The following is an 18,393-nucleotide window of genomic DNA, read 5'->3' on the forward strand; positions in this document are numbered from 1 at the left end:
CTATTCAATATTCTGAATCTGCTCTCTGACTTTCTCGATCTCTGTCTTGAGTGCAATCGCACAATCGGAAACCTCCAGATCGTTTGCCTTGGAAAGGATCGTATTCGCCTCGCGGTTCATCTCCTGTGCAATGAAATCCAGCTTACGTCCGACGCTTCCGCCCGCCGTCAGCTCCTTGCGGGTCGCCTCGATATGGCTTCTCAGGCGGACCGTCTCCTCATCGGTGCAGATCTTATCTGCAAAAATCACAACCTCTGCCGCAATCCGGCCTTCATCGACGCTGCTTCCTTCCAGAAGCTCTTTCACCTTATCTTCCAGTTTCGCCCGGTATTCTTCCACGATCTTCGGGGAACGTTCTTCAATCTGATCGACCAGCGTTACCATATAGTCCAGCTTGCCAAGCAGATCCTGCTTCAGATTCTCACCCTCGCGTGTGCGTGTCTCGACAAATTTCTCTGCCGCCTCGCCGATCGCCTTTTCGAGAATCTGCCACATATGCTCCTCGTCCTCCGGCGCCTGCTCCATCGTAAAGACCTCCGGACACCGTGCAAGACGCATCACCGTCGCGTCATTCGGAATTCCAAGCTCGTCCGCCATCTGACGGAAATAATCCATATACTCGCCAGCCAGGGAACGATTGTACTTTAAGGACATCTTCTCATCCGTATAATCTTCATAGGAAATAAAGACATCTACCTTTCCCCGCTGAATGTATTTCTTGAGCTGCGCGCGAATCGCCGCCTCAAAGTAATTAAATTTCTTCGGCATCTTAATGCTGAGATCCAGATAACGGTGGTTTACCGCCTTCATCTCCACAGAAATCTTATATTCATCCGTTGCCATCTCGCATCGGCCAAATCCAGTCATACTTTTAAGCATAGTGACGCCTCTCTCTTTCATCCATAGATAATGGTATTATAATGCAAATCGCCGCAAGCGTCAACCGAATTTAAAAGTGATTGTTTTTCGTGTCTTCTTTCATTATAATAGTAGATACTACACAAATAAAGGAGCACCAAAACCATGGCATTTGACGGAATTGTAATCGCAAACCTGGTTAAGGAGTTTAGTGACGCGCTTACCGGCGGCAAGATCGCAAAGATCACGCAGACCGAGCGCGATGAACTTCTTTTTACCATAAAGAACTTCCGGGAGACGAAACGGCTTCTTCTCTCGGTCAACGCAAGTCTCCCGCTGGCATATCTGACGGATACCAACAAGCAGGGACCGATGACTGCCCCGAATTTCTGCATGCTGCTTCGCAAGCACATCGGAAGCGGACGCATCGTGTCGGTCAGCCAGCCGGGTCTGGAACGCTGTATTCATTTTGAGATCGAACATCTGGACGAGATGGGTGACCTCTGCCGCAAGCTGCTTATCGTCGAACTGATGGGAAAATACAGCAATATCATTTTCTGCAGCCCTGACGGCACGATCCTCGACAGTATCAAACATATCTCCGTGCAGGTCAGCTCCGTGCGCGAGGTTCTGCCGGGACGGCAATATTTCCTCCCGCAGACGGTCGCAAAGCAGGATCCGCTGACTGCATCTGCCGATGATTTCGCCGCCATTCTGGCACAGTCACCGGCACCGGCAGGAAAAGCCATTTACACGAATTTCACCGGTATCAGCCCGGTCATGGCAGAAGAATTCTGCTATGAGGCATCGATCGATGCCGACCGCCCCGCATCGGAACTGAATGAGCTGGAGCGCACGCACCTCGGGCACACGCTGGAACTGGCAATGGAATCCATCAAAAATGGACAGTTCTCGCCCTGCATCGTATACCGTGAAGATGAGCCAATGGAATTTGCCGCTCTCCCATTGACCTCGTTCCCGCCGGAATATCAGGTCGAACACTTTGATTCGATCAGTAAAGTGCTGGAGACCTACTATGCGTCCAAGAACGTCATCACACGAATCCGCCAGAAATCCTCGGATCTGCGCCGGATCGTCCAGACTGCCCTGGAGCGCAATTATAAAAAATACGATTTGCAGCAGAAACAGTTAAAGGACACCGAAAAACGGGATAAATACAAGCTCTACGGCGAGCTGTTAAACACCTACGGTTATGAGCTGACCGGCGGCGAAAAAGAACTTGTCTGCACGAACTACTACACAGGAAAAGAGGTCAAGATCCCGCTTGACCCGCAGCTGACCGCCCGCGAAAATTCGCAGAAATATTTTGACAAATATGGAAAACTCAAACGTACTTTCGAGGCTCAGAGCCAGCTCATTGAGGAGACGAAGCAGGAGATCGAGCACCTCGAATCCATCAGCACCTCCCTCGATATTGCCTTAAAGGAGGAAGATCTGACTCAGATCAAGCAGGAGCTGACGGAATATGGCTTCATCAAAAAGCACGGTCCGGCTGGAAAGAAAGTGAAAATCACAAGCCGCCCATTCCACTACCTTTCCTCCGACGGATTCCATATCTACGTCGGCAAAAACAACTACCAGAATGAGGAGCTGACCTTCAAGATCGCGACTGGAAATGACTGGTGGTTCCACGCAAAAGGAATTCCGGGTTCCCATGTCATTGTGAAATCCGAAGGAAAAGAGCTTCCGGACCGCACCTTCGAGGAAGCCGCCGGGCTGGCTGCCTACTATTCCAAGGGACGGGAAAATGAAAAAGTTGAGATCGATTATGTACAGAAAAAGCAGGTCAAAAAAGTAGCGGGCGCTGCTCCGGGATTTGTGATTTATCATACGAATTATTCGATGATGGCGACGCCGTCGAATCAGCTGGAAGAACTGCCATCATAATGCCGCCTGAAAAAAGACAATGTCTATATTTCTGCAATTCACAATGAGTCCAGTAAAAAACGCCACAGGCACACAACCCATGGCGTTTTTTTACTGGACTCAAATGAACTTAGCGAATCTCGCTCTTACCACCCATATACGGACGCAGAACCTCCGGAATGCGGACAGAACCGTCTGCCTGCAGGTTGTTCTCTAAGAATGCGATCAGCATACGCGGCGGAGCTACTACAGTGTTGTTCAAGGTGTGTGCAAAGTATTTGCCATCTTTGCCGTTGACACGGATCTTCAGACGTCTTGCCTGTGCATCACCTAAGTTGGAGCAGCTTCCAACCTCGAAATATTTCTTCTGACGCGGGGACCATGCCTCTACATCAACGGATTTTACTTTCAGATCAGCCAGGTCTCCGGAGCAGCACTCCAGAGTACGAACCGGAATATCCATGGAACGGAACAGGTCCACGGTGTTCTTCCACAGTTTGTCATACCACATCTTGCTGTCTTCCGGTTTGCAGACTACGATCATTTCCTGTTTCTCAAACTGGTGGATGCGGTATACGCCTCTCTCCTCGATGCCGTGAGCGCCCTTCTCTTTACGGAAACACGGAGAATAGCTGGTCAGTGTCTTCGGAAGCTCTTCCTCCGGAACTACGGTATCAATGAATTTACCGATCATAGAGTGCTCGCTGGTACCGATCAGGTAAAGATCCTCTCCCTCGATCTTGTACATCATCGCATCCATCTCATCGAAACTCATAACGCCGGTTACAACATTGCTGCGGATCATGAACGGCGGGATACAGTAGGTAAATCCACGGTCAATCATGAAATCTCTTGCATATGCGATAACAGCAGAATGAAGTCTTGCGATATCGCCCATCAGGTAATAGAAACCATTTCCAGCTACCTTTCTGGCACTGTCCAGATCGATGCCGTTAAATTTCTCCATAATCTCGGTGTGGTACGGGATCTCGAAATCCGGTACAACCGGCTCGCCGAAGCGCTCGATCTCTACGTTCTCGCTGTCGTCTTTACCGATCGGAACACTCGGATCAATGATGTTCGGGATGGTCATCATAATCTTTAAGATGCGCTCGCCAAGATCCTTCTCCTGCTCTTCCAGCTCAGACAGGCGGGCAGACTGCTCTGCTACCTGTTTCTTCAGCTCTTCTGCTTCCTCTTTCTTTCCCTGACCCATCAGAGCGCCGATCTGTTTTGCAATCTTGTTCTTGTTCGCACGCAGATCGTCTGCTTCCTTCTTCGCTGCACGGTTCTTGGCATCCAGCTCAATTACCTCATCTACCAGCGGAATTTTCTTGTCCTGGAACTTATTTTTAATATTCTGCTTTACAATGTCAGGATTTTCTCTGACGAATTTAAGATCTAACATATCTTCCTCCTACTGTTATGCAATTAACTGCACGAAAACTAATTATAATTATACTACAACTTTGTACGAATGAAAAGCCCTGTTTCAAGAGTTCCTCTGTTCTTCAAATCATTTTGTTATTGTTCACGCATACGTGCCCAGTAACATCATTTTTGCATTTTGAAACAAAACAGGATAGACTGCCCATTATATTTAACTCAACTTCGTCAAATAGGACAGACACGCCTCCAGGCACAGTCCGTCCTGCTCCGGGGCACCAAGTTCTTCTGTCTTTTCCACACATTTTTTTGTAAAAGCTGCCGCCCGTCTGACGGCTTCCTCCATCGGCACACCTCGCACCATGCTGGCACCGATGACTGCTGCAAAGACATCCCCGGTTCCGTGGTAATTGCCCGCCACAAATTTAGTTGCATGAAAGACCGGCTCCTTGCCGCGCTCATGGATCACGTTGAGGATCTGTTTGCCCTTGACCACGCCTGTCAAAATGACTGACCGCGCGCCCAAAAGGTGAAGCTTCCAGGTCAAATCTGAGAGCTTGCGCTTACTCCATCCATTTTCCTGATACAGCGTGTCCGTCAGGGCACAGGCTTCCGTCAGATTTGGCGTGACAACGTCCGCATACTGCATCAGCTCCCGCATCGCCTCGATCAGATCCTCGTCACAGACGCTGTAGAGATGTCCGTGGTCGCCCATCGTCGGATCTACCAAAACCTGCGTATTTTCCCGTTTGAAATCCCGGATAAAATCTGCCACGATCGACGCCTGTCTGGCAGAACCTAAGAATCCAGTCATGATTCCGTCCATCTCAAATCCCATCTTCCGCCACGGCTCCAGGTATGCCTCCATCCGATCGGTATAATCATCCATATAGCATTCCGGATATCCCGCGTGATTGGACAGCACCGCCGTCACCACCGGACAGCACTGTACCTTGAGGGCGCTGATAACCGGCATTGCCGCCGTCAGCGAACAGCGCCCATAGCCTGACAGGTCATTTAAAACCGCTATTTTCTTCTGAATTCCTTCCATGTATAATTTTTCCTCATTTTCTTAGATTTTAAGCAACTTTATAATCTAACATATTCTCGCGGCAGATACGACTGCCTGCGGCATGATTCTGGTTTCTACAAGCGTGTATCTATGCATTTGTGTTTTATAAACCGCACACTCCAATGACGCAACAAGGAGACTGCGCCCGGACAGATGTTTTTCCCATTCTGCCCAACCACAGTCTCCTGTATGTATTTCATTTTAATTCTTCTCGACTGAGATAAATTGCCTTATGCTCTCGCTTCTACAGACAATGCATCCAGAAAACCTGCCTTGCGGAGTGCCGGACGAACTGCCATATATATAACAACAGACGCAATCGTAGATGTCACCGCATTGATCGAAGTCGCTGCGATATTCCATGCAAGTGTGAGCTCTGCCGCCGGTTTACCAATGATCCAGAGTTTATAATAATATCCGATCAGCGGATCTGCAATGACGTTGAATAAAAGACCTGCCACCGCTGCTGCAATCGTAAAACCAAGGATGTGGTTCTTATCGGTGCTCCGGTCAATCTTGCCCAGACGATGTGCTACGAATCCGGCGATCAGTCCGATGCAGAGTTTGCAGATAAATGTCTTCGGTGCATATACAATATAAACCGGATCGAGAAGGTCACCTATCGTCATGCCGATAGCACCTCCCAAACCGCCGTAAAAGCCGCCGACTAAGAGTGCCCCGATGACACAGACTGCATTTCCCAGATGAATGGAAGTTGCATCGCCGCCCGGAAGTGTGATCTTCACCTGTCCGTATGTAAATACGACATAGGAGAGAGCTGCCAGCAGACCGACCATCGCGATCTTGTAAGCCTGATTTGATTTGTTTGCCATGATGTTTCATCCTCCCTTGTTATTGGACTCATCATAGCACAATCTTGTCCCCTGAAAAACATACAGTTTTTATCATTTTAAGCAGGTCAGTTATAACTTGCCACTTTTTTATCCGGATTAATCATGTGCCTCCACGCACAAAAGGACGCCTTTCTCCAGCTCCAGAATGCCCTCTTCCCGTTTGAGTTCATTGCTGATGCAGAGACTCGTCCCCAGCCCGATCGTCCGCCGCTGGAGCGGGTATTTAAATCCCCGCAGCGTCAGTCCCTCGACAGTCTCGGTCATCGGCAGGAACGAAATGTATTTTCCATACACCTCTTCCCGGTGAAATACCTTATGCCCGCCCAGAAGATACAGGCGGTTGCGGGCATCATAAATATTCACTTCCATTCCCTGGCAGAAAAACTGATACATCAGCTGGATATTGCCGATGGCGTGATCCATACGGCCGCCCAGCGCCCCCAGGATATCAACTGCCTCACAGCCCTGGCGCGCCGCCGTCAAAAGCGCCAGCTCCGTATCCGTCTCATCCTTCTCCGGTTTATGGATCTCAAATTCGATGTCCGGCTGGTTCTGATATTCTTCCAGAACCTTTTTGTCCACCGTGTCCAGATCTCCGACCACCGCATTCGGAGAAATATGCAGCGGGCGCAGAACCTCCAGCCCCGCATCTGCCGCAATTACATAGTCATACGAGCGCTGTGAGAGAAAATCTTTCGCAAACGCAATATCAATCGTTCCGCCTGTCACAATCAAACAACGCTTCATCTTCATCATCCCTGTTCAAATTCCTGAAAAATATTTAAAAATGTTTTTACATTCCCAGCCGGGTTTCCCTTAAATACAGCGCTTCCCGCCACGATCACATCGGCTCCTGCCTCCAAAACCGTCCGCACATTGTCCGGCGTGATTCCGCCGTCCACCTCAATGCGGGTGGAAAGTCCCCTCTCGCTGCACATTGCGCGCAGCTTCTTGATTTTTTCTACCGTATATGGAATAAATTTCTGACCGCCAAATCCCGGGTTGACCGTCATCAGAAGAACCATGTCCACCTCCGGCAAAATAACATCCAGTGTCTCGACCGGGGTCGCCGGATTTAACGCTACACCTGTTTGCAGCCCCGCCTCACGGATCTGCGCGATCGTGCGGTCCAGATGAAGACAGGCTTCCTGATGCACACAGATCAGATCCGCCCCCGCTTTTTTGATATCCTCTACATAACGTCCCGGTTCTTCCACCATCATGTGTACGTCAAACACACGATCCGTCACCGGGCGCAGGCTCTTAATCACCGGCATTCCAAAGGAGATACTCGGCACAAACGCGCCATCCATCACATCCAGATGGATGTACTGTGCGCCTGCCTTGTCCACCTCAGCGACCTGCTCTCCCAGCTTCGTAAAATCTGCCCCCAGAATCGAAGGTGATAATATAATCATGGTTCTTTCCTCCCAATTTCTTGTCAACGGCTGCTTCTGCCGTATTTCTTTTTCTCTTTTAATTCCTGATACATCAAACGGTAATTGTCATACCGGCTCTGCCCGATCTTATGCTCCTGCACCGCCGTCTTGACGCCGCATTCGCGCTCGCCAATGTGGACACAGCCTAAGAAACGGCATTCATCCTCATATGCCTCAAATTCCGGGAAAAAGTCCTTGAGCGCCTCCGGCTCCAGATCCTCGATATAGAGAGAACTGAATCCCGGCGTATCCATCATATAGGTGCTCTCTTCCACGAAAAACAGTTCTGAATGGCGCGTCGTATGTTTGCCCCGGCGGATCTTCTCACTGATACCGCCCGTCTCCATCTGTGCCTCCGGCTGGATAAAGTTCGTGATCGACGATTTTCCGACACCCGAAGGTCCTGCTAAGACCGTTGTTTTCCCAATGATCAACCGATGAAACTCCTCCAGCCCTGATTTTTCGTAGGTGCTGATAAAATGCACCGGATAGCCCGCCGGTTCATAGATCGCACGCAGCTTCTCCTGCTCGGCTGCATCGACCAGATCGATCTTGTTGAAACAGATGCTGACCGGAACTTCCTGCCGTTCCATCATGACGAGGAAGCGGTCGAGAAGGTTTAAATTTGGCATCGGATCGGTGATGGCAAAAACCACCACCGCCTGATCAACATTTGAAACCGCCGGGCGGATCAGACGGTTTTTACGAGGAAGGATCTCATCGAGATTGCCTGTCGCCTTCTCCTCATCGAGAACACTGATCTCCACGTCATCGCCTACCAGCGGCTTGATGCCGCGATTTCGGAAAATTCCCTTTGCACGGCATTCATATACCTTTCCAATACCGTCGTGTACATAATAGAAACCGCCGATCCCTTTAATTATCTTTCCCTGCATATCTGTACCTTACAACTACCTCTTATTAATTATCTGAAACTTCCACAAATTCAAGCTGATACGTTTTTAGAACCCGATCGTTCGTCAGATCGAGGATCTGCAGCTCGCCTGTCTGCACACCGTCCGCTCCCTCGATATTATAATGAATCGGAAGCGTGATATCGCCGCCGATCTCCCTCGGTTCCATGACCGTCTTAGTCACAGTATTGCCGGCAATCGTCTGCTTCATCACAATACTGACGCGGATATGCGTATCTCCGGAACTTGGTCCAAACAGTTCACTCATCTGGAATTCATCGTTGATCGCCGCCACATAGCGGGTTCCTTTTCCCAGACTGACTGTATAGCCAATGGCACTTCCCTCCGGTGTATCTGTTTTCTCCAGGACATCCTGACTGATGATCTTGCCCTTTGCCACTTCCGAACTCTTCGCTTCCTTGCGCTCGCCAAGCTCTAATCCGACCGCTTCCAGAACAACTTTTGCATTTTCCTCTGAAAGCCCTGTAATCCTCGGCATCGGTACCGTCGGTACGTTCGGACCTGTGCTGACATACAGCGTCACCGTACCGCCCGGATCCACGCTGGACGGGCTGTATCGGATCACTATACCGGAGGCAACCGTATCGCTGCTCTCTTTCTGCACTACTACGGTCAGTTTATTTTCTTCTGCCAGAAGCGTCTCTGCATCCTCGCCGGACATCTCTTCCAGTCCAAGTTTCGTCAAATCTATTGCCTCATTGCCTTCTCCGATCGTGACGATAACTTCCGTCTGTTTCGAGACAACCGTGCCGCTGGCAATACTCTGACCGATGACCTTCCCTTTTTCAGAGGTTTCCGACTTTGCATATTCATAACGGATTTTCAACGACTGCTTTTCCAATGCTGTCTTCGCCTCATCCTCCGTCATGCCGTCCAGCGGCGGAACCCTGCACTCCGTTGATTCCAGACTCTCGCTCTCAGACGCCTCCGAAGAAGCTTCAACGGTCGTCTTCGGAGACTTCTGACTACCAGAGCCCAGATTAAAGATGCCTGTTAACTTCGCAACAATGACAATCACAACCACCACAATCAATACGGCTGCACCGATTCCAATCATCGTAAGCAGGCGCTCCATCTGCGGATTGACATCCTCGCTGTCTTCTTCTATACGGCGTCCCTTCCGCCTACGGTCTGGGCGCCTGGAGGTTTCTTCCTCATAGACATCCGTCTCTTCTTCCTGCCAGCCTTCTATCTCTTTCTCCGGCTGTTCCGGCTCTTTCCAGACTACCTCACCACGTTCATTTTCTGTCGGAACCGGTCCGGTCTTTTCACTCACTGCCGGATGTTCCATCGTCTGTTCCAGATTTCGATTTCTCTGTGCCTCCATCTGGCGGTTCAGTTCCTCTGCCCCGCGCACGACTGTCGGGGAATTTTCATCAAATTCCGGTTCTTTTTTCAGAAAATCATCGTTTGGATCCACCAACGCATGGCGCAGATCCGCGATCAGCTCATACGCATTCTGGTAACGGCGTTCCGGCTTTTTCTGGGTACATTTTAAAATAATGCGGTCCAGGCTTGCCGACACCTCCGGGTTGATGCGGCTCGGCGGCTGCACCGGTTCTTCCAGATGTGCCAGTGCCACTGAAACCGGGGTATCCCCGTCAAACGGAAGTTTTCCTGTTAGCATCTCATACATCGTGATTCCCAGTGAATACAGATCGCTTCGTCCGTCGCTATAATTTCCTTTTGCCTGCTCCGGCGAGATATAATGCACGGAACCGACCGCATTGACCCCGATCGTCTGGGACGATACAGCTCTGGCGATACCGAAATCCGCCACCTTCACCTTGCCGTCACGCGATATAATCATATTCTGCGGTTTGATGTCCCGGTGCACAATATGCTGGTCATGTGCCGCTGCCAGCCCCTGCGCTACCTGGATGGCAATTCCAATCGTTTCTTTGACGCCCAGATGACCTTTCTTGAGAATGTAGCTTTTCAGCGTGATTCCCTCGATGAGTTCCATGACGATATAATGAAGACTGCCCTCATCCACAACGTCATAAACACTCACAATATTTGGATGGGAAAGCCCTGCCGCCGCCTGCGCCTCCATCTTGAATTTGCTGACGAAATTCGCATCCTGGCTGTACTCATCCTTTAAAACCTTGATCGCCACCAGACGGTTCAGAGTGTGGCATTTTGCCTGATACACCTCTGACATGCCGCCCGTACCAATCAGTGAGAGGATCTCATAGCGATCCTGCAGATAAGTTCCCGGTTTCAGCATCATGATTCTCTCACCTCCTTGATCTGCGGGTCAATCAATATGACCGCGATATTATCTTTCCCGCCGTTCTGGTTTGCGAGCGCCGTGAGCGCCCTTGCCTTGGTGTCCAGGGTTCCCGGCAGAAGCACCATCCGGTAAATTGCTGAATTATCCACCATATTGGTTAACCCGTCCGAACACAGCAGTATGTAATCGCCCGGGTTCAGTGAAACCTCAAAGAAATCCGGCTCCACATGCCCACCGATCCCGACTGCGCGGGTAATGATATTTTTCTTCGTCTCATATTCCCGGCTGCCGCGGCTCATCTGTCCCAGCGAGACCATCGCCTCCACGTAGGAATGATCCCGGGTAATCTGATGAATGCCGGAGCGCTCAATCCGGTAGAGACGGCTGTCCCCCACGTTTGCCACATAGAGTGTATTTCCCTGAATGGAAGCCGCTACCAGCGTTGTTCCCATGCCGGCAAGCTCCTCGCGCTCACAGGAAAGGGAATAAAGTTCCTGATTGACTGCCTCGATCCCCTTTCGAAGCGCCGCGACCGGCTCATTCTCACCACTCTCTTTGATATATTCCGGCATATGCTCGATCAGATAGCGCGAAGCAAAATCTCCCGCCTGATGACCGCCCATTCCGTCCGCCACGACAAACAGGTTGGAAAGTTCTCCCACCGGCTCCGTGCTGGCAAACTGAGCATCCTGATTGACCTTACGCGTTTTTCCGATATCCGTCAGTGCGTATGCTTTCATTTGACTGCCGCACCTTCTTTCTCCTGCTCTTTATCCATATAGCTCTTCCGGAGCTGTCCGCAGGCACCGTCTATGTCGCGCCCCATCTCGCGCCGGATTGTCACATTGATTCCCTTAGATTCCAGACATCCCTTAAATGCTTCGATCGCTTTCCGTCCCGACTGTACATAAGAGCGCTCCTTGATCGGATTGACCGGAATCAGATTCACATGCCCGTGCTGATCCTGAATCAGCGCCGCCAGCTCGCGCGCCTCGTCCAGATTGTCGTTGACTCCCTGCACCAGGCTGTACTCAAACGTCATGCGGCGTCCCGTTTTTTCAAAATAGTAATGACAGGCCGCCAATACATCCTTTAACGCATATGTACGCGCGATCGGCATCAGGCTCTTCCGCACCTCGTCATTCGGCGCATGCAGAGAAAGTGCCAGCGTGATGGTCAGTCCCTGATCTGCCAGCTCCCGGATCTTCGGAACCAGCCCACAGGTGGAAACCGTCACATTTCGCTGACTGATATGCAGTCCGCCTTCCTCCGTCAAAAGATGGATAAAGCGGATCAGGTTATCGTAATTGTCCAGCGGTTCACCCGATCCCATCACAACCACGTTGGAAACGCGTTCGCCTGTATCGCGCTGAATCTGATAAATCTGGTCCAGCATCTCCGACGGGCGCAGGTTCCGTTCCAGGCCGTCCAGGGTCGAAGCACAGAAACGGCAGCCCATCCGACACCCCACCTGCGAGGAAATACAAACGGAATTTCCATGCTTATAACGCATCAGGACACTCTCGATGACATTGCCGTCCGCGAGGCGGAACAGGTACTTGCGGGTTCCATCGATCTGCGAAATCTGCACCCGTACCTTTTCCAGCGATACATACTCGCACGCGTCCTGCAGCTTCTGCCGGAGTACCTTGGAAAGGTTTGTCATATCGTCAAAGGAAGATGCCAGTTTTTCATGCATCCACTGATAGATCTGGGCGGTCCGGAATGGTTTTTCGCCCAGACTCACCAAAAAGGCACGCAGTTCCTCCTGCGTCATTGATTTTATATCCTGCTTTTCCATATCGGACTGCCTCCCTCTCTCCTATATGCACTCTCGGAGTCTTTCCTGTATTCATACACTGTTCCGTCCAGTTATCCTTTTCTTTTCATCACAGAGATGAAAAATCCATCACACGGATGAACGCCCGGATAGAGCTGGATGTATCCCTCTTTCAGGCTGTCTTCCTGAAAATCAATCCCCAGACGACCACTGATATCAACCGGCTCAAATGGATATTCGTTTAAAAACCATGCCCGGTTTTCATCATTTTCCAGACGGTTGACCGTGCAGGTGCTGTAAACCAGCACTCCACCCGGCTTCACGTACTGCCAGACCACCGACAGCATCTGCCGCTGCAATGCAGCCAGGTCCCGGATTCCGTCCATTGAAGCGTTGTATTTGATATCCGGCTTGCGTCCGATAATGCCAAGTCCTGAACACGGCAGATCGGCAATGACCACATCCGCTTTCTGCTCCATCGAAGCATCGAATTCACACGCATTCCAGGCGCAGGCAGAGACGTTTGTACAGCCGCTACGGGCAATATTCTCCTTGATCAAAGATACCTTGTAATCACTCACATCCCGGATCTCAACCTGTCCAGTTCCGTGCAGCAGATCCGCCGCATGAAGCCCTTTTCCACCCGGTGCCCCACAGACATCGAGTACAAAATCACCCTCTTTAATACCCGCCGCATCACCAGCCAGCGACGAACTCAGATCCTGAATCCGGATTAGTCCTTCGCGGAACGCATCCAGACTCTCTGGATAGTCCACTCCCGTCAGACGGTAAACACCGCTTCCCGCCGCTGTCTCCTCTGCCGTCACGCCCTGGGCGGACAGGGAGGCAAAAATCTCTTCTTTCCCTGCACGGCTCTCGGCAAACCGCACCATAAACGGACGTTTCTCCAGACCAGCCTGTGCCATCCTGTGCGTCGTCTCTGCCCCATAGTTTTCCTTCCAGAGAGATAAAATCCAGTCCGGCATTGAATACCGCACTGAATCATCCGGGAAGGTCAGTTTGCCTTTTCCACGCGTCACAGAACGCAGCACACCATTTACAAAGCCGGAAAGTCCGGAAAATCCGCGTTTTTTCGCAAGGCGCACCGCCTCATTGCACGCCGCCGAATCCGGTACACGGTCCATATAATAAATCTGGTACACGCTCATCCGCAGAAGTGTGCGGATAAACGGTTTCATCTTATGAACTTTTGTTTTAGAATATGCGTTGATAATATAATCAATCTGGATTTTATACTCCACCGTCCCGTCCACAATCCGTTTTAAAAACGAGCGGTCTGCTTTCTCCAGATACTGATATTTAGAAAGAGCCTGAAAAAGGGCCAGATGTGTATACTGTCCCTTTTCCAGAATCTCAGTCAAAATTTCTGCCGCTATTTCACGCAGCGCAGTTCCATCAGTCATCGCGTCGTCCTCCAAATAATATAATCAGACGCAGAAGCTGTAAAATCGAACCAGCCGCCGCTGCCACATACGTCAGTGCCGCCGCACCAAGCACCTGTTTGGTATATCCAACTTCTTCCCCGCGAAGAATCCCTGTTGAATCAAGCAGACGTACCGCACGCGCGGATGCATTGAACTCAACCGGAAGCGTCACAAGCTGGAACAGCACCGACAAGGAAAATAAAAGAATTCCAAGTGAAACGATCGGAGATCCCATGCCGCCGACCAGAACACCAATCAGGATCATAGGCCAGGAAAGCTGTGCGCCGATGTTGACCACCGGCACCATTGAACCGCGCAGGCGCAGCGGAACATACTCAGATGCATCCTGCATCGCATGTCCGCACTCATGCGCCGCAACACCGATCGCCGCGACCGAAGTAGAACCATATACACTCTCAGATAAATTCACGGTCTTGGTCCGCGGATCATAGTGGTCGGTCAGGCTGCCTGCCACCTGGCGGATCTGGACATCATAAATGCCCTGTGAATTTAAAAGCTGTCTCGCCGCCTCGGCTCCCGTCATGCCGGTCATGCTCCGGACTCTTGAAAACCGCGCGTAGGTGCTGTTTACCTTCGCAGATGCACCCAATGACAGGAATACACCAATTAATACCAGAATCATCGTCGGATCAAACATACTGTAATATCCATATCCGTACATATCACTCCAACTCCTTTCAAACGCCCGGCTGCCTGTAGCAGTTCAGTCCCTGCTGAAGCATTCATTTTATCCGAGCTTTACTCCCGCTTCCACCGGATACCCGCGTAAAAATGCCGCCGTATCCATCCGCTTCTTGCCTTCCAGCTGAAGTTCCCGGATCGTGAGAAGCCCTTTGCCGGTCTGGACAGAGAATGCATCTTTACCGACACGTACCACCTGTCCGAATGTCTCCGGTGACGGTCTTCCCGCCGCATCTTCCTCGACATCCGCCGACCAGATTTTCAGGGTTTTTCCTTCAAATTTTGTATAAGCGCTCGGCCATGGATTTAAGCCGCGGATCAGGCGCTCAATCACTGCCGCATCCATCGACCAGTCGATCTGCCCCATCGACTTATCGAGCATTGTCACATGGGTTGCCTCTGCCTCATCTTGTTTAACCGGATGCAGGATTCCCGCCTCCGCTTTCTCAAGCGTGGAGAGAATCAGCTTTCCTCCCGCAAGGCTCAAGCGGTCAAACAGGCTGCCGCCTGTCTCTTTCGGATCCAGGCGTACTTCCACGGTATCCAGGATATCTCCGGTGTCCAGACCGACATCCATCTGCATCGTCGTCACACCGCTGACCTCATCGCCATTGATGACCGCCCACTGGATCGGGGCTGCCCCACGGTATTTTGGCAGAAGCGACGCATGGATGTTGATACAGCCGTATTTCGGCAGGTTCAGAATCCGCTCCGGCAGAATCTGGCCAAATGCAATCACGACGATCACATCCGGCTGAATCTTCGTCAATTCCTCAAAAAATGCCTCATCCTTGCGGACGCGCACCGGCTGATACACCGGGATTCCATATTCCAGCGCTTTTTCCTTGACAGGCGGCATTGCCATCGCCTTGCCGCGTCCCTTCGGCTTATCTGGCTGTGTCACCACCGCCGCTACTTCATGCCGACTCTGATAGAGCGCTTCCAGTGTCGGAACCGCAAAATCCGGTGTTCCCATAAATACGATCTTCATATCTGCCTGTCACCCCACTCTTGTTTCTCTCATTCTGCCAATGTGCTTTATTCTTCCTCTGCCGTTACATCCTCTAACGGACCTTCTACCAACTCCACATACAGATGTCCGTGCAGATGATCGCACTCATGGCAGATCGCACGTGCCAGGAAATCATCTGCTTCCAGGACAAACTCTTCCATTTTTTCGTTCAGCGCGCGTACCTTTACGTGGCTCGGACGGGTTACCATACCAGCCTTGCCCGGAACGCTTAAGCAGCCTTCCTGACCAGTCTGGCTGCCGGACATTTCCTCGATGACCGGATTGATCAGGACATACTGGTTGCCGTCCTCCACGTCGATTACTACGATCTGTTTGCGGATACCGACCTGCGGTGCTGCCAGACCTACGCCGCCGGCTGAATACATCGTGTCAAACATATCCTCTATCAGTTCAAGTGTGTGATCGGTTACCTCCGTCACTGCCTTACACTCTTTTTTCAGTACCTCATCGCCAATAGTTCTAATTGACCGGATTGCCATTTTATACACTCTTCCTCTCTATGATATATCGTATTGAATCTGGACCGCCTGCCATTTTGTATCTGCGGCAGCCAGGGTTTCAATCTGACCCCTGATTTGATCCAGTATAGCACATTTTTCACACTTTATATATAAAATTTTTCTGTAGATGTCATTAACTTTGTATACCGGTGCCGGAACCGGACCGATACACTCGGCACTTTCGCGCAGCCGCCGCGCCGCCATTTCCGCACATTCATCCAGCACCGCCTCATCGCCGCAGGCAAAATAAACCGCAGCCATCTGGCAGACTGGTGGATAATGAAGCAGCCTCCGGTAATTGATCTCATGGCTGTAAAACAGCTCATAATTCTGCGCCGCTGCCGCCTGCACGGCATAGTGTTCCGGCCGGTACGTCTGGATGACCACATCGCCGGGCTTCCCGGCGCGTCCCGCTCTGCCAGCCGCCTGCGTCAGAAGCTGGAACGTCCGCTCCGCGCTGCGGTAATCCGGCGTATTTAAGGAAAGATCCGCCGCCAGGATTCCGACCAGCGTCACTCCCGGAAAATCATGCCCTTTTACAATCATCTGCGTGCCGATCAGGATATCTGCCTCACGATTTGCAAATGCCTCCAGAATCGCTTCATGTCCGCCTTTTTTTGCCGTTGTATCCGCATCCATCCGCAGGATCCTCGCATCCGGAAACCGAATTTTCGTAAATTCTTCCATCTTCTGCGTTCCGGCCCCAAACCCGGCAATATACGGTGATCCGCAGGACGGACACTGCTTCATCAGTGGAATCGTATAGCCGCAGTAATGACAGACCAGACGGTTCTTCCCGTGTAGTGTCAGGGAAACATCACAATGCGGACAGGTCACCGCCTTTCCGCAGGAACGACAGGAAACAAAATTGGAATAGCCGCGCCGGTTCATAAAAAGCATCGCCTGCTCGCCACGTGCGAGTCTCTCTGTCAACATTGCATCCAACGTCCGGCTGAACACCGATTTATTGCCTGCCTGCATCTCCGCACGCATATCAGCGATCTGTACCTTCGGCAGGATACTTCCCGCCACTGCCCGGTGATGCAGGGGCAGAAGCACATATTCGCCATTCTGCGCCCGCAGATACGATTCCAGAGAAGGAGTCGCTGAGCCCAAGACCAGCGAAGCCCCGGAAAGCCGGGCGCGCTCCGCCGCTACTTCCCTTGCATGATAGCGCGGCATCGTCTCGCTCTTATAGGCGCCCTCATGTTCCTCGTCGATCAGAATCAGTCCCAGATTGGAAAATGGGGCAAACAGCGCCGACCGCGGTCCGATCATCACGGAAACCTCGCCCCGCGCCGCCCGTTCCCACTGATCATAGCGTTCTCCCGCAGAGAGACGGGAATTCAGAATCGCGATCTGATCGCCAAATCGCCGGTAAAACCGCATCACCGTCTGATATGTCAGCGAAATTTCCGGGATCAGCAGAATCACCTGCTTTCCATCCCGCAGGACACGCGCCATCAGCTCCATGTAGACTTCGGTCTTTCCACTTCCCGTAACGCCGTGAATCAGATACGTTTCACGTTTCCCCGTCTCATAATCCTCACAGAAACGGTCAACCGCCGCCTGCTGCTCTTCATTGAGATGCACGGTCTGTCCGGCTGGACGCGGCAGTTTTGCATGGTTTAACCCGCGTTCCTCACGGGAAACTTTCACTGAAAGCTGTCCCTGTTCCTCCATCGGGCGGATCGTCGCCAGGGTCAGGTCAAGCTCCCGTCGGGCAAATTCCATCGGAATATCCAGATTGTCCCGGAATGCCTCAAGGAGCCGCACCCGCGCCTTATAATGCCGCTTCTGTGCCGCCAGGATTGCCGCTTCCAGCTCTTCCTGGTTTAAAAGACAATGCAGCGTCTTTTTCTCGCGCGGTTTTATCTTTTCCTTGACGGGAAGTACGGTTTTGAGCGTCTGGTTCATCGTCGCGCCATAACGTTCCCGCATCCACCACGCCAGACGGATAAGCTGAGATTGCACCGACATACTGCCCGGTGCGATCCCAGCTATCTCCTTGATGCGGGATGGGTCATACTCCGCCGTATTTCCCATTCCCACCACATATCCAGTCCGAAGTGAATTACCCTTTCCAAACGGTACCGTCACGCACGTTCCCGCCGTAATCTCCTCCGCCAGCTGCGCCGGAATCCGGTACTGAAACGGGCGATCCACCTTCTCATGGGATATATCTATAATAATATCCGCGTATTGATACGCCATGATTCCTTCTCTTTCTATTTCTAATTCAAGTCGAACGTCCGTGAGATTTAGC

At 51.4% G+C, this 18,393-nt stretch carries 16 protein-coding genes; 1 reads left to right on the plus strand and 15 read right to left on the minus strand.

Annotation, left to right across the window (positions count from 1 at the left end):
* Positions 1–879, minus strand: coding sequence for a YicC/YloC family endoribonuclease (locus DWZ76_RS11050; RefSeq protein ID WP_118468641.1), 879 nt, complete (start codon positions 877–879; stop codon positions 1–3).
* A 144-nt stretch (positions 880–1,023) separates the two neighbouring features.
* Between DWZ76_RS11050 and DWZ76_RS11055 the strand changes: the two genes are divergently transcribed.
* Positions 1,024–2,766, plus strand: coding sequence for an NFACT RNA binding domain-containing protein (locus tag DWZ76_RS11055; RefSeq protein ID WP_118293189.1), 1,743 nt, complete (start codon positions 1,024–1,026; stop codon positions 2,764–2,766).
* A gap of 109 nt (positions 2,767–2,875) precedes the next feature.
* Here DWZ76_RS11055 and serS read toward each other — a convergent pair whose 3' ends face one another.
* The 14 genes from serS to priA form a co-directional block, all read right to left on the minus strand.
* Positions 2,876–4,153, minus strand: a complete 1,278-nt coding sequence (gene serS / locus DWZ76_RS11060) for a serine--tRNA ligase (protein ID WP_022360274.1) — start codon at positions 4,151–4,153, stop codon at positions 2,876–2,878.
* Between the two features lie 192 nt (positions 4,154–4,345).
* Entirely contained in the window at positions 4,346–5,182 is an 837-nt protein-coding gene (locus DWZ76_RS11065) for a pyridoxamine kinase (RefSeq protein WP_118472671.1), read from the minus strand.
* 251 nt (positions 5,183–5,433) lie between these two features.
* Entirely contained in the window at positions 5,434–6,036 is a 603-nt protein-coding gene (locus DWZ76_RS11070) for an ECF transporter S component (protein WP_022360276.1), read from the minus strand.
* 117 nt (positions 6,037–6,153) lie between these two features.
* Complete coding sequence (locus DWZ76_RS11075) at positions 6,154–6,804, minus strand: thiamine diphosphokinase (RefSeq protein WP_118472704.1); 651 nt, start codon at positions 6,802–6,804, stop codon at positions 6,154–6,156.
* A 5-nt stretch (positions 6,805–6,809) separates the two neighbouring features.
* Complete coding sequence (rpe, locus tag DWZ76_RS11080; protein WP_022360278.1) at positions 6,810–7,475, minus strand: ribulose-phosphate 3-epimerase; 666 nt, start codon at positions 7,473–7,475, stop codon at positions 6,810–6,812.
* A gap of 23 nt (positions 7,476–7,498) precedes the next feature.
* Positions 7,499–8,392: a ribosome small subunit-dependent GTPase A gene (rsgA, locus tag DWZ76_RS11085; protein WP_106999960.1), complete on the minus strand. Its 894-nt coding sequence runs from the start codon at positions 8,390–8,392 to the stop codon at positions 7,499–7,501.
* 25 nt (positions 8,393–8,417) lie between these two features.
* Positions 8,418–10,664 carry a Stk1 family PASTA domain-containing Ser/Thr kinase gene (gene pknB, locus DWZ76_RS11090; protein ID WP_118472672.1) on the minus strand — a complete coding sequence of 749 codons (2,247 nt, stop codon included), beginning with the start codon at positions 10,662–10,664 and terminating at the stop codon, positions 8,418–8,420.
* Positions 10,661–11,407: a Stp1/IreP family PP2C-type Ser/Thr phosphatase gene (locus tag DWZ76_RS11095; RefSeq protein ID WP_118472673.1), complete on the minus strand. Its 747-nt coding sequence runs from the start codon at positions 11,405–11,407 to the stop codon at positions 10,661–10,663. The genes pknB and DWZ76_RS11095 overlap by 4 nt, the downstream gene beginning before the upstream one ends.
* Positions 11,404–12,468 (minus strand): 23S rRNA (adenine(2503)-C(2))-methyltransferase RlmN, encoded by a 1,065-nt coding sequence (gene rlmN, locus DWZ76_RS11100; RefSeq protein ID WP_022358690.1) that lies wholly within the window; start codon positions 12,466–12,468, stop codon positions 11,404–11,406. Before rlmN ends, DWZ76_RS11095 begins: the two co-directional genes overlap by 4 nt.
* Before the next feature lie 71 nt (positions 12,469–12,539).
* A complete protein-coding gene (rsmB, locus tag DWZ76_RS11105) occupies positions 12,540–13,871 on the minus strand; it encodes a 16S rRNA (cytosine(967)-C(5))-methyltransferase RsmB (protein WP_118472674.1) in 1,332 nt (443 codons plus the stop codon).
* Positions 13,864–14,574 carry a zinc metallopeptidase gene (locus DWZ76_RS11110; protein ID WP_118472675.1) on the minus strand — a complete coding sequence of 237 codons (711 nt, stop codon included), beginning with the start codon at positions 14,572–14,574 and terminating at the stop codon, positions 13,864–13,866. Before DWZ76_RS11110 ends, rsmB begins: the two co-directional genes overlap by 8 nt.
* 66 nt (positions 14,575–14,640) lie before the next feature.
* On the minus strand, positions 14,641–15,585 hold the full coding sequence (gene fmt, locus DWZ76_RS11115) for a methionyl-tRNA formyltransferase (protein ID WP_118472676.1): 945 nt from the start codon (positions 15,583–15,585) through the stop codon (positions 14,641–14,643).
* A gap of 47 nt (positions 15,586–15,632) precedes the next feature.
* Positions 15,633–16,106, minus strand: a complete 474-nt coding sequence (gene def / locus DWZ76_RS11120) for a peptide deformylase (RefSeq protein ID WP_118293195.1) — start codon at positions 16,104–16,106, stop codon at positions 15,633–15,635.
* Positions 16,107–16,124: 18 nt separating this feature from the next.
* Positions 16,125–18,341, minus strand: coding sequence for a primosomal protein N' (gene priA / locus DWZ76_RS11125; RefSeq protein WP_118472677.1), 2,217 nt, complete (start codon positions 18,339–18,341; stop codon positions 16,125–16,127).
* Positions 18,342–18,393: the final 52 nt, after the last annotated feature.

This window comes from Clostridium sp. AF35-15 (assembly GCF_003477745.1).
GTDB lineage: Bacteria > Bacillota > Clostridia > Lachnospirales > Lachnospiraceae > Otoolea > Otoolea fessa.